The 13,282-nt window shown below is 35.5% G+C and carries 13 protein-coding genes and 1 tRNA gene; 11 read left to right on the top strand and 3 right to left on the bottom strand.

Annotation, left to right across the window (positions count from 1 at the left end):
* Nucleotides 1-2 precede the first annotated feature (2 nt).
* From nuoH to ACYQ0E_RS05035, 9 genes are all read left to right on the top strand, one after another.
* Nucleotides 3-1,064, top strand: a complete 1,062-nt coding sequence (gene nuoH / locus ACYQ0E_RS04995; RefSeq protein WP_460187144.1) for an NADH-quinone oxidoreductase subunit NuoH — start codon at nt 3-5, stop codon at nt 1,062-1,064.
* 12 nt (nt 1,065-1,076) lie between these two features.
* The gene (nuoI, locus tag ACYQ0E_RS05000) at nt 1,077-1,568 is read left to right on the top strand and encodes an NADH-quinone oxidoreductase subunit NuoI (protein WP_460187145.1); all 492 of its coding nucleotides are present in this window, start codon (nt 1,077-1,079) and stop codon (nt 1,566-1,568) included.
* A gap of 17 nt (nt 1,569-1,585) precedes the next feature.
* A complete protein-coding gene (locus ACYQ0E_RS05005; RefSeq protein WP_460187146.1) occupies nt 1,586-2,227 on the top strand; it encodes an NADH-quinone oxidoreductase subunit J in 642 nt (213 codons plus the stop codon).
* Complete coding sequence (gene nuoK, locus ACYQ0E_RS05010; RefSeq protein ID WP_029407865.1) at nt 2,224-2,529, top strand: NADH-quinone oxidoreductase subunit NuoK; 306 nt, start codon at nt 2,224-2,226, stop codon at nt 2,527-2,529. Before ACYQ0E_RS05005 ends, nuoK begins: the two co-directional genes overlap by 4 nt.
* A 6-nt stretch (nt 2,530-2,535) precedes the next feature.
* Nucleotides 2,536-4,509: an NADH-quinone oxidoreductase subunit L gene (gene nuoL / locus ACYQ0E_RS05015; protein WP_460187147.1), complete on the top strand. Its 1,974-nt coding sequence runs from the start codon at nt 2,536-2,538 to the stop codon at nt 4,507-4,509.
* 31 nt (nt 4,510-4,540) lie between these two features.
* Nucleotides 4,541-6,055 (top strand): NADH-quinone oxidoreductase subunit M, encoded by a 1,515-nt coding sequence (locus ACYQ0E_RS05020; protein ID WP_460187148.1) that lies wholly within the window; start codon nt 4,541-4,543, stop codon nt 6,053-6,055.
* Nucleotides 6,056-6,078: 23 nt separating this feature from the next.
* Complete coding sequence (gene nuoN / locus ACYQ0E_RS05025; protein ID WP_460187149.1) at nt 6,079-7,524, top strand: NADH-quinone oxidoreductase subunit NuoN; 1,446 nt, start codon at nt 6,079-6,081, stop codon at nt 7,522-7,524.
* 50 nt (nt 7,525-7,574) lie between these two features.
* Nucleotides 7,575-7,895, top strand: a complete 321-nt coding sequence (locus ACYQ0E_RS05030) for a DUF2818 family protein (protein WP_460187150.1) — start codon at nt 7,575-7,577, stop codon at nt 7,893-7,895.
* Nucleotides 7,896-8,083: 188 nt separating this feature from the next.
* Nucleotides 8,084-8,160, top strand: a tRNA-Met gene (locus ACYQ0E_RS05035).
* Here the strand turns inward: ACYQ0E_RS05035 and ACYQ0E_RS05040 are convergent.
* Both ACYQ0E_RS05040 and ACYQ0E_RS05045 read right to left on the bottom strand, forming a co-directional pair.
* A complete protein-coding gene (locus ACYQ0E_RS05040; RefSeq protein ID WP_460188700.1) occupies nt 8,117-9,769 on the bottom strand; it encodes a recombinase family protein in 1,653 nt (550 codons plus the stop codon). The two genes, ACYQ0E_RS05035 and ACYQ0E_RS05040, sit on opposite strands and share 44 nt — an antisense overlap.
* A 253-nt stretch (nt 9,770-10,022) precedes the next feature.
* On the bottom strand, nt 10,023-10,166 hold the full coding sequence (locus tag ACYQ0E_RS05045; RefSeq protein ID WP_460187151.1) for a hypothetical protein: 144 nt from the start codon (nt 10,164-10,166) through the stop codon (nt 10,023-10,025).
* 274 nt (nt 10,167-10,440) lie between these two features.
* On the opposite strand from ACYQ0E_RS05045, the gene ACYQ0E_RS05050 reads away from it, so the two are divergent.
* Entirely contained in the window at nt 10,441-10,668 is a 228-nt protein-coding gene (locus ACYQ0E_RS05050) for an antitoxin (protein ID WP_460187152.1), read from the top strand.
* Between the two features lie 267 nt (nt 10,669-10,935).
* Here ACYQ0E_RS05050 and ACYQ0E_RS05055 read toward each other — a convergent pair whose 3' ends face one another.
* On the bottom strand, nt 10,936-11,763 hold the full coding sequence (locus tag ACYQ0E_RS05055) for a hypothetical protein (RefSeq protein ID WP_460187153.1): 828 nt from the start codon (nt 11,761-11,763) through the stop codon (nt 10,936-10,938).
* A gap of 1,252 nt (nt 11,764-13,015) precedes the next feature.
* Between ACYQ0E_RS05055 and ACYQ0E_RS05060 the strand changes: the two genes are divergently transcribed.
* Nucleotides 13,016-13,267: a hypothetical protein gene (locus ACYQ0E_RS05060; RefSeq protein WP_460187154.1), complete on the top strand. Its 252-nt coding sequence runs from the start codon at nt 13,016-13,018 to the stop codon at nt 13,265-13,267.
* Nucleotides 13,268-13,282 lie beyond the last annotated feature (15 nt).

Here is a 13,282-nt window from a genome sequence, read left to right on the forward strand (position 1 = left end):
CGATGTTTGATGCACTTCAAGCCTTTTTGTCAGGCTTTTTATTTGACTGGTTAGCAATTCTGATTACCCTAGTTTTACAAGCAGTAGCCGTTGTACTGCCTATTATGCTAGTGGTTGCCTGGTTAACTTATGCTGAACGTAAAGTTATTGGCTTTATGCAAGTTCGTATGGGGCCAAACCGTGTTGGTCCACTTGGGTTGTTACAACCTATTGCAGATGCCTTAAAGTTAATGACCAAAGAGGTTATATTCCCAACGCAATCAAATAAATTTTTATTTATTGTTGCTCCAGTATTAGCAATAACGCCTGCTATAGCAGTATGGGCTGTTATTCCGTTTTCAGAAGGGGTTGTTGTTTCTGACATTAATGCAGGTATTTTGTACGTATTAGCCGTGTCATCCATTTTAGTTTACGGTGTAATTATTGCAGGTTGGGCTTCTAACTCTAAGTATGCTTTTTTAGGTGCTTTACGTGGTTCTGCACAAAAAATTTCATATGAAATTGCAATGGGCTTTGCTTTAGTGACGGTATTGATGATTGCTGGCAGCATGAACCTAACAGACATTGTTAACGGTCAAAAAGGTGGTGTTTTTAACTGGTATTTATTGCCGTTATTACCAATGTTTTTTGTGTACTTTATTTCAGGGTTAGCAGAGACAAACCGAACGCCTTTTGATGTAGTAGAAGGTGAAGCAGAAATCGTAGCTGGTTTTCATGTTGATTATTCAGGAATGACCTTTGGTATATTTATGCTTGCTGAGTATGCCATGATGATTTTGATTTCATTCATGACTTCTATTATGTTTTTAGGTGGGTGGTTATCTCCCTTTGAAGGTATTCCAGTTTTAGATGCAATGTTTGCTTGGGTACCTCAATTAGGTTGGTTAGCATTTAAAGTATCGTTCTTACTATTTGTGTTCTTATGGTTGCGAGCAACATTTCCTCGCTACCGTTATGACCAATTAATGCGTTTAGGATGGAAAGTATTAATCCCAGTAACTATTGTTTGGGTATTTGTTGTTGGCGCAATGAAATACTTTAGCTTTGGTCCTTGGTTTAATTAAATAGAGGCTTACATGGGTAAATTTTTAAAACATCAAATTAAAACCTGGGGTCTAACTGAGCTATTTAAAGGGCTTTCAGTAACAGGTAAATATTTTTTCAAAAGAAAGATAACCGTTCGTTATCCAGAAGAAAAAACTCCAATTTCACCTCGCTTTAGAGGGCATCATGCTTTACGACGTTATGAGAATGGCGAAGAGCGTTGTATTGCTTGTAAATTATGTGAAGCAGTTTGTCCTGCCAATGCGATAACCATTGAATCAGAAGAACGTGAAGATGGTACACGTCGTACTACACAATATGATATTGATATGTTCAAGTGTATTTACTGTGGTTTCTGTGAGGAAGCATGTCCAGTAGATGCCATTGTTGAAACACGTGTATTTGAATATGAATTTCATGAACGCGGGCCACACATTCGTACCAAAGAAGATTTATTAGCCTTTGGTGATGAGCATGAAGAGCAAATTGCCGCCGATAGGGCTGCAGATGCTAAGTATCGTTAATAGGAAAATAGATAGTTATGACATTTGAACAATTTATATTTTATCTCCTTGCAACGATAGCTACCGTTGCAGGATTAATGATGATCTCTGTAAAAAATCCAGTAAAGGCAGCGCTTTGGTTAGTGCTTGCTTTTGTATCTACTGCAGGTATCTGGATTACAGCTCAAGCTGAGTTTCTTGGATTAGTCCTTATCTTAGTTTATGTTGGGGCTGTAATGGTTTTATTCTTATTTGTGGTCATGATGTTAGACATTAACTTAGCCATTCTTAAAGAAGGTTTTACAAAGTATTTGCCTTTAGGCGCTATGGCAGCAATTGCTATATTTGCCATGATGTATATGGTTTTAGGACCAGAACATTTTGGTTTAGAAGTTACAGGGAATCCTGTTAATCATGCCGCTGATTACAGTAATACAGTTGCTATTGCGATACCTTTATATACCACGCATGCTTATGCGTTTGTATTGGCAGCGGTGTTGTTACTTCTAGGTATTGTTGCTGCAATTGCATTGACCTTACGTCGCCGTCCTACTACAGAAGTTCTATATCAAAATATTGATAAACAAGTTAAAACTCAAGCTTCTGACCGTGTACGTATAGTAAAAATGGAAACCGTAACTGAAAAAGATATTGTAACTAAAGAGGAGGGTGACAAATGATCGCTTTATCGGATTATCTGATCTTTGGTGCAGTGCTATTTATGATCAGTATGGCGGGTATTTTCTTAAATAGAAAAAACGTTATTGTTTTATTAATGGCCATTGAATTATTACTGCTGGCTGTCAATACGAATTTGGTTGCGTTTTCGCATTATCTAAATGATGTAACGGGTCAGATTTTTGTGTTTTTTATCCTTACGGTTGCCGCTGCTGAAGCAGCAATTGGTTTGGCTATAATTGTTTTAGTATTCCGTAATCGTAAGAGCATCAATGTTGATGATCTTGGATCACTGAAGGGGTAGTTGTTGATGTTGCATACAATTTTAATTGTTATTTTACTTGCCCCTTTAGTTGGTTCTGCTATTGCTGGTTTATTTGGAAGGCAAGTAGGTCGTAAGGGTGCGCATTTTGCCACTATTATTGGTGTTGGTATATCAACCGTCTTAGCGGCTTATGTGTTTTATGAATTTGTTTTACAAGGGGCAAGTGCCTATAACGCAAGTCTATATACTTGGTTAGTTAGTGATGGTATTAAGTTTGAAATTGGTTTTATGATTGACCAACTTTCAGCAACGATGATGTTAGTGGTTACCTTTGTTTCATTAATGGTTCATATCTACACAGTGGGTTATATGGATCATGATGAAGATTATGTTCATGACAATCCTTATTACCAACGCTTCTTTAGTTATATTTCATTATTTACATTCTCAATGCTTTCATTGGTTATGGCTAATAACTTCCTACAACTATTTTTTGGTTGGGAAGCGGTAGGTTTAGTCTCTTACCTATTAATTGGTTTCTATATGAAGCGTGAGTCTGCGATTCAAGCAAACTTTAAGGCCTTTTTGGTTAACCGAGTAGGTGACTTTGGTTTTATTTTAGGTATTGCCGTTGTGTTTGTTTACTTTAATACAATGGACTATAACGAGTTTTTTGCTCAGTTAGCGGCTAATAAAGATGTCATGATTGAAATCGTTCCAGGTGTTGAATGGTCAATGATTACTTTAATGTTGATCTTATTGTTCATTGGTGCCATGGGTAAATCAGCGCAAATGCCATTACACGTTTGGCTTCCAGAATCGATGGAAGGTCCAACCCCTATTTCAGCATTAATTCACGCTGCAACAATGGTAACAGCGGGTATCTTTATGGTTGCGCGTTTATCACCAGCGTTTGAGCTTTCTGAAACGGCATTAAGTTTTGTGCTAATTATTGGTGCTCTAACAGCATTTATGATGGGCTTATTAGGGCTTATTCAAAATGATATTAAACGTGTCGTTGCCTATTCAACCTTATCACAATTAGGGTATATGACTGCCGCAATGGGAGCTTCGGCTTATGCAGCAGGTATGTTCCATGTATTGACTCACGCCTTTTTCAAAGCATTGCTTTTCTTAGCGGCAGGTTCAGTGATTATTGCTATGCATCACAAGCAAGATATCCGTGATATGGGTGGTTTGAAAAAGTATATGCCAATCACTTACATCACTATGTTAATTGGTTCTCTTGCTTTGATTGGTTTCCCAGGTTTCTCAGGCTTCTTTTCAAAAGAGAGTATCTTAATGTCGGTTGGCGAATCAGATAGATATGGTGCTAGTTTTGCCTATATTCTTTTATTGATGGGAGTTTTTGTAACAGCGTTCTATAGTTTCCGTATGTTCTTCCTGGTCTTCCACGGTAAAGAAAGTGACTATGTTCGTAGCCATGAAATCAAAGAATCACCTTGGGTGGTTACTGTGCCATTAGTATTACTTGCAATCCCAGCATTATTAATGGGTATGCCTATGATTGAATCAATGTTAACAGGTACTTATTTTGGTGAATCCATTACTATACTTCCTCAAAATGACGTAATGTTGGCGGTATTCAATGATTACTACCATGGCGTGATTAATCTAATCTTACATGGCTTTGTTACATTGCCAGTAATCCTAGCGTTATCAGGTGTTTTCTTGGCTTGGTTAATGTACTTAAAAGTACCAACCATTCCTGGAAAAATTAAAAACATGTGTCCTCGTGGTTATTATGTTTTAGATAACGCCTACGGCTTTGATCGATTAAATGAAATCATTTTTGTAGAAGGTGGTCAAAAATTAGGTAAGTTCTTTACGCGTGTTGTTGATGTTAAATTAATTGACACAGGTATGGTAACCAATGCCTTTATGGCAGTTGCTAATTCAGCTTCTGCTTTACGTCAGTCTCAGACTGGTTTTATGTATCACTACGCGTTTGTAATGATTTTTGGTCTGCTAGCAATGCTAGTTTGGACTCTGTGGTAATTAAAAGAATAAGAAGAAGGGAATAGACTACATGCTATCAAGCTATCCTATTTTAAGCACACTAGTATGGTTACCAATAATTGGTGGCCTACTAGTATTATTTGCTGGTCGTAACAACGACACAGTTGCTAAGTGGTTATCACTTGCAATTGCGGGCCTCACCTTTATTCTTTCACTTCCTTTGTGGTTTAATTTTGATGTCACAACGGCGGCTATGCAGTTTGAAGAAAATATCCCATGGGTACCAATGTTTAACATTAGTTACCATTTAGGGGTAGACGGTTTATCTATGCCTTTAGTTTTACTAACAACCTTTACACAGGTATTAGTTATTGCTTCGGCTTGGGATGTTATTAAAGAACGTGTTGAGCAATACTTTGGTGCTTTCCTAATTATGGGCGGTATTATGGTTGGTGTTTTTGTTGCACTAGATTCCATTCTTTTCTACGTATTTTGGGAAGCCTTGTTAATACCTATGTTTATCGTTATTGGTAAATGGGGTGGGCCTCGCCGTGTTTATGCAACCATGAAGTTCTTCCTATATACCTTCTTTGGTTCGGTATTCATGCTAATTTCTTTTATTTACATGTATTACCAATCTGGAAGCTTTAGCATTTTAGATTTCCAGTCAATGCAATTAGGCATGACAGTACAAATCTTAATTTTCTTGGCTTTCCTTATCGCATTTGCTGTAAAAATTCCAATGTTTCCAGTACATACATGGTTGCCAGATGCTCACGTGGAAGCGCCAACAGCAGGTTCAGTTGTTCTAGCAGCAATTATGCTTAAGATGGGTGGTTACGGTTTTGTTCGTTTCAGTTTACCCATAACCCCTGATGCTTCTATGACTCTTGATTGGTTAGTTATAGCCTTGTCTCTTGTTGCTATTGTTTATATTGGTGTTGTGGCAATGGTACAAAGTGACATGAAAAAACTCGTTGCCTATTCTTCGATTTCGCACATGGGTTTCGTTACATTAGGTATGTTTTTGGTCTATGACATTGTACAAAATACAGGTTCTATGCAAGGTGCACAAATCGGTATGGAAGGAGCCATGGTGCAAATGATTTCTCACGGATTCATTTCTGGTGCCATGTTCTTAGCAATTGGTGTTTTATATGACCGCATGCATACTCGTGAAATATCTGCCTATGGTGGTGTTGTAAATAAAATGCCATGGTTTGTATTCTTTGCGGTTCTATTCTCAATGGCTAACGTAGGTTTACCTGGTACATCAGGGTTTGTAGGTGAGTTTATGGTTATCATTAGCTCCTTTAAAGCAAATCTTTGGTACGGTACTCTAGCTGCATTAACACTTATTATTGGTGCTGCCTATACATTATGGATGGTTAAACGCGTTTACTTTGGTGCTGTTACCAATGAAAATGTTGAAAAATTGACCGATTTGAACAAACGTGAATTTGCCATTATGGCTGTGTTAGCCGTTGCGGTTGTTGGACTAGGTGTTTATCCAGGTCCAGTTATGGACGTTATGCATACTTCTGTAGCGAACTTATTAGTTCAAGCCACAACTTCTAAACTTTAATCGGATATAGGTGAGTTAATTTTATGAATTTTGTTATTCCGTCATTTGCACCAGCTATTCCAGAAATGGTGCTTTTAGGACTCATTTCTTTTATCTTGGTTGCAGATACCTTTTGGTCTAAACGTTTCCAATTTGCAACATATTATGCTACGCAAATTTCACTGATCGTTGTAGGTTATTTGATTCTATCAAGTTTTACAACAACCCAAATCATTACCTTTGACGGTAGTTTTGTACGTGATAGTTTTGCAGATGTACTCAAGTTATTTACTATTATTGTGAGTTTAGGTATTTTCTTATTCTCTCGTGAATATTTACTACAACATAAATTCTACACTGGCGAGTTCTTTATTCTAGGGCTGTTTGGTGTATTAGGTATGTTCGTTATGATTTCTGCCAATAACATGATAACTATGTTCATTGGTTTAGAAATCATGTCATTAGCCATGTATGCAATGATTGCATTAAGAAAAGACTACAGTCTAGGACTAGAAGCCGCGATTAAATACTTCGTATTAGGGGCTTTAGCAACGGGTATGTTGCTATATGGTTTCTCAATGATTTATGGTGCAACGGCTTCAATTACCTTTCCAGAAATGGCAAAAATAATTGCATCAGGTAATGTTGATAAAGTCGTCCTCTCTTTTGGCGTTGTCTTTGTTGTCATTGGTCTAGCCTTTAAACTAGGTGCTGTACCATTTCATATGTGGATGCCCGACGTTTATCAAGGTTCACCATCAGCCGTTACACTCTATTTAGGTACTGCACCTAAAATAGCTGGTTTCGCTATGCTATATCGTCTTCTTGAAGAAGCTTTACCAGGCCTGGTAGAAGATTGGCAATCACTTATTATTATGATTTCAATCCTATCAATGGTTGTGGGTTCACTGATTGCTATTGTGCAAGATAACCTCAAGCGTATGCTAGCTTATTCAGGTATTGGACATGTTGGATTCTTATTGCTAGGTGTCATTGCCGCTACGCCAGAAGGTTATTCAGCCGCCATGTTTTATGTCATAGTTTACGCATTAACTGGTGTTGCAGGATTTGGTATGATAGTGTCACTATCTAAAACAGGTAATGAATTCGATAAGATTTCAGACTTTGTTGGCTTAAATGCACGTAATCCGTGGCTAGCCTTTATGATGTTTATAGTACTATTTTCAATGGCCGGTATTCCACCATTTATTGGGTTCTGGGCAAAAATTATAGTGATTGAAGAAGTTATTAAAGCAGGCTTTACTTGGATAGCGGTTATTGCAGTTATTATGGCTGTTATTAGTGCCTTCTACTATTTAAAAGTTGTTAAAGCCATGTATTTTGATAAACCAGAAGATAATTCACTTATTGAAACTACAAGCTCAAGTTCAAATATTGCAGTTAGTTTGTTTGCTATTGCTCTATTAGTGTTAGGTCTAGTGCCAAGTTCGCTAATAGATCTCTGCTACAACAGTTTAAAAGCATTATAAATAATAAATAAAGTCCGAATAACGGGCTTTTTACGTTTAAGGGTAAAGTTATGGATATCAACCAAGCAGTATGGTTATTACTTGTTACAGCAATTGTTTTAGCTAATATTCCATTTATATTATCAAACAGATTGTTTGTTTTTATAAAAGTCCCAGAAAAATCAATTTGGATAAACCTACTAGAATGGTTCCTATACTTTATCGTAACAGGGTTCTTTGCCTATATGCTTGAAAACAAAAGCATGGGACATGTAACTCAGCAAAGCTGGGAATTCTATACAATTACCTTATTCATGTTTATGATCTTTGCTTTCCCTGGTTTTATTTACCGTTATAATCTTAGACAGTTTATTAAAAAAACTACAGCATAACCGCTATTATAAATATTTAAAAAGGGAGCTTTAAAAGCTCCCTTTTTTTGTTTTAAAGCCTATAAAAGTAGCAGCCAAAAAGGGTATTAGAAAAAACTTAAATAAACTTACTATTTAGGGTTGTAATATTTCTGTAACTCCCTATAATACGCCACATCGAAACGGAAACGTTACGGTTTACAAATTGTCGCGGGGTGGAGCAGCTTGGTAGCTCGTCGGGCTCATAACCCGAAGGTCGTTGGTTCAAATCCAGCCCCCGCTACCACTATTTCTTGACACGATTGATTTTCTAGTAAAATTGTCGGGTCAACTTCTAAAGAAGCTTCTATTTCAGAAGCTTTTTTTTTGTCTAAAATTATTCCATTTTTTCCAATAAGCGAGGCCATAAGTTTTTGTGCAATAGGCAAATGTTCTTTATATTGGTTTAGTTTTAAAATAGCACTTTCTAGTTCTTCCTTATATATCAATTCATCAAATTCGATTTTCTGCTTTTGATGACGCTCTTCAGAAATCATTTTAGTTTGAATATCTTTTATCTCATTTTCTAGCTGTTCGATTTTTCGATTTAAACGTTCGACTGCTGTTCCATTTGCAATAGCATCAATAAGGTTTTCTATTTGTAAATTACGACTTTCAATTTCATGATCGTAATCAACTTGAGGAGATACTTTATTTTCTATGTCTTTAGCAATTTTTAATGTTTCTGTTTTAAAAGAATTTAAGATTTCATCAGTGTTAATGATGCTGATTATTGCTTCAATGATACTTTCTTCAATATCGGTTCTTTTAATATATTCTTTATTTGTGCAAGTACCTTTATTAATTGCTGTACCACATGCGTAATGATTCCTACCGGAAACTATTAAATTGCTTTTACATTCTGGGCACTTTAATAATCCGCTTAATAAATGACCAGCTCTTTTCTTTCCTTGTGATTTGTCTATACCTTCTCTGATGCTGTGTGAAGCTTCGTGTGTTGCCCGAATTCTTTTTTGTGCCCTAGACCATGTTTCGTCATCAATAATAGCAAGTTCTTTCATGCTCATTGTGTGCCATGATTCTTTAGGATTCATTATTGGGACTCGTGTGTTTTTTTCATTATTCTTTATAAATCTTCGTTTGTTCCAAACTCTTATTCCTATGTACATAGTTTGTAGTAAAAGACCTGATTCTTTTTTAAGATTAGGTTGAATGGTTGATCCATTCCATTTTTTACCTGTTGGACTCGGAATGCCTTCTTCATTTAAAAGCTTTGCAATTTGTCTGGATGAATATCCATTGATATATAAATTAAATATTCTTTTAACTATCTCAGCTTCAGTTTCATTTATTACATACTTATAAGCTTCTGGATTACCTTTTTTTGTGTAACCCCCTACAGGCTCAGTCTTATACCCATAAATTCGACCACCTGTCGCAAACCCATTTAAAAACTTATCCTCAAGGCCATTTCTAGTTTTATAAGCCAGGTTGTCAATGTATGCTTCATCAATAACAGATTTGAATTGCAGCAACATTTTTTTGGATGGGTCAGATGCAAAAGAATCATAATTATCCTGAACGCATAAAACGCGAACTCCTGAACAGGCTAATATATTTAAACCCTTAGCATTGTTTTCAACACTTCTTCCAAATCTAGAGAGGTCATCGATGATGATGACGTCAAATTTTCTCTTGTCCGCATCTTCAAACATTTTTTTGTAAGCAGGGCGGTTTGTTGTAGTTCCAGAAATAGCTTCATCAGAATATATATCTATTATTTCTAGATTATTATTCTGTGCATGTTTTGTTCCATTTCGAACTTGAATATCTATAGAAGATTTATCTTGCATGTCACTGCTATATCTAGCGTATATTACGGCTCTATTTCCCATTGTGAAATTTCCTTATTATATTGAATTGTAAGAGAATGATAATCATTCATCTAATTAACGGAAAAATCGTCGGAAATATTACCCTGTGTATGAAATTATATTTTTTATCGTTTTATTTCAATTAGTTAGAGCTTAATATGGCTAATTTAATTAATTGTTTTGATAGGTGTGGTTTAACACTAACGGAAAGAGGTTAAGATAAACTACCTAAACATATAAACTGCCGTTAATAAGGAGAATCAAATTATTTTCCTTATTCTTCTTTAGCATTTATGTATTTCTCAGCTGTTATTCTCGCTAATAGTTTGATGAGTTCGTTAATTGTTTCATCGTTTATGTTTTCTTTAATTTGTTTCATGGCGTTTAATTTTAGTAATGTTTTCATTTCAGAATTCATAGTTTATTCCTCGATTTTTAATTAATTCAAGGAATAAAGGACGACATAAACGTAACTAAATACGAAAACAGATAATTCAATAAAAACTCACCAATGCAATAACTTGATTGAGTAAATCACGGAAAGATTTGGCTCTTTATTTTGCTCAATGGCCTTAAGCTTTATTTGATTCCTTCTGATTTTTGTATTATGTTTAAAATGAAAAGTGTTTAGTATTTTCAGGTTCGGAATTAGTTGATCACTACATGGGTATACTTCGATAAAAGGAGTGATTATGGAAGTTAAGATTTTTCAGTTTGGAAATAGTCAAGCCATCAGAATTCCAAAAGAGTTTCAGTTTGATGTTAAAGAAGTCGAAATTTTTAAGCGTGGAGATGAGCTTATTCTTAAGCCAAGAGCTAAAAATCTCGGAGTCGCCTTTAAACTTTTGGGTGAAATGCCGAATGATTTTATGGTGAATGGCCTAGAAGTTTCTCACCCTCAAGAAAGAGATGTTTTATAAATCTGGTATATGATGCTCGATACTCCTACTCATATTATGTCTTTAGCGACATATATGAGCAGGAGTACGGAAGTTTAAAACCGATAATTCTGACAGTGCATTCTATTCTTAACTTTAGAATATCTATTATTTTTCTTTAATCATGCTTGATGAAATTTTCTTTTAATAAAATTTCATTTCTTGATTCGTTTGAGCGCTCTTTTTATCTATTCACTAATCAAAGATTAGCAATTTTTTAACGATTGAGTATTACAGGTTTAGTTAATCTTAAGTCATAACATAAACATGATGGTACTTTTTGTTTAGTTGATAAAATTCGAGAATATTGTCGAAGTTGAGAACATTAATACCATTGTAAGCTAGTTGTTTAATCTCTCTTTCGTAAAGATTTTTCATACGCTGATTTTTTACGTACCAAATCGTTTCTACGGTATATTCTTCAGACTCATATTTGTCATCAAGTAAATAGCTAACATTACGGTCGGCATTGACCAAAGCATTTATCCTATCTCTTCTATTTTTTTCTGAAAATTCGTATTCTATAAAATAGCTATCATTTTCACTAATATTGATAAAGCCATCAGGCATTCTTGGAAGGTAATCTGCGGTTGCACGTAGTTCGCGTTCTGTCACAAAATTAGGCAAATATTGATATTTTAGATATGTATTTCTAGTCATTCGAATCATCATATTGGCTGTAGTTAAGTTGTGCGTAGCTTTTACCCCAATGCCAAGCTTGTCATTACTTTTAGGATAAAAAAATGGTTCTTTATTTTTTAGATATGTTCTGAATGCTTTTGGTTTTAATGCGTAAACAGTTTTGGATGTTGTGTATTTGCTTTCTAATGCTTTAACTACGTTTTCTTTTTGTAGGTTTTTCATAATGCGATAAAACCCACCATTATTGCTTTTATCAAAGTTGAGTAGGGTCATCAATACAGGTTTATCTAAAAACTTGAATCTAAATATGCTGTCACAAACTAGTTGCTTAGCTAGAAATCCTTGCCTTTGATTTTCATTAAAGGTTTTAGTTTGTTTAGTTTGTAAGTCTAAATATTCATCGTAATTTAAAAGTTTATCTCCAATCAATCTCATCAGTTATTTTCTCCATTTTTTTCAAAAAAACGCGGTGCATTAAATGTTCGCACCGTGTTTTGATTGTTTTCATAAAATGGATTAGGGTGAAAATATCCAATGTCATTGAATTTTTCTTATAAGTACTGGAGAAAAGATACCTCATTCTTACTCGCACCGGTTCTCGTTTCGGAAATTCGGGGTGGTGATTTTCTTTATTTAGAAAATAGTGAAGTCAGATACAGTGCACCGAAGATATTCTGGCTAGCCCTGTAAAAACAGCTTTTTGATTTTTATTCAAAAATACAAAAAGCCTGAACTTCGGCCGAGATTATTCGCACAGTGGGTGCGAGATAAATCTAGGCCTGCGCAGCTTAAATTTGAACAATTTAACCTTTGCCTCCGATTTTCTGCTTTGGGAGCAAAAAATCTGCGCAGTCGCACCCTCTGAACGGGGTGCGCCTTTGCCGGCGCCCCTCGGGTTTTCAACCCGAGTCCATTACTCCGCAATGCTTCAACCCGACATCCATATCCATGGATAGTCTTAGCTCTTTTTTGCGAGGCAAAACGAGCAAGTTTCAGCCTATTGCAGACTAACGGACTCGGCTTGCCGAGGGGCGCTCTGCATAACGCTAGCTTTGTCGTGGGCGACAAACCTGCTAAAACATCCTTGGGGATGTTTTTATGCTCTCCTCAACACCCTTATTCCGCCTGGGGGAGGAATAAGGCTTCTCACAACGTGGGGTTGTTCGTTCGTCACGACCGTCAAAAAACGCTACTTGAACATACGCTTTATTTTGACTCTCACAAAGTTTAAGTTCCTGGACGTCACTTAACTTTGTTCACAACCGCATGCAATATTAATCTTAATATTTCATGCTCTCAATTAGTGAATGGCTAAAGCCATTCACTAATCTCACAAACATTACAAAAAGTTTGAAATAGCTTTTTTCTTAGCATCTCTTTGTACATAAATCGGCTGATTATTAAAAGGTAAAACATAATCTATCTGCAAAATAATAGGGTGTAAAAATCCGAGTATGAGATTAAGCATCCATCAAAAAATACAACGGCTTTTATCTGAATTAAGTTTATTTATATTCTTTCAATCAAGGTGAAAAAAACATTAATTTTTTTAAATTTCTTTCATATTTAGGGTCGTATTTCCGGGCGAAATTCCGTTATTTCTTTAAGAGATGAGATTGATTCAATAATAAAAAAATCATTCTAATCTTGAGTATTTATTAACTAATAAAAAGCCAAGGAGCTAGCAATGGAAAACGTAAAGTTAATTTCATTATCAACAATTGCATTTAATTTATCAGGGTTTAAACACTATAGCAAAAGTGCTGTAGAACTCGTTTCTAACCACCATGGAAAAACGTCAGTAGATACCGTTTATTCGGAAAAAGCATATCTTCACGAAGATGGCAGTTTAACAGTTCAAATTCTGAATTCGGAAGGGAATGTTATAGATATCATGCGTTTCGATTCTACTCAATTTCGTATTGAAACAAAACATTAATTGAAGGAGGTAAAA

This window comes from Thiomicrorhabdus hydrogeniphila (assembly GCF_054656895.1).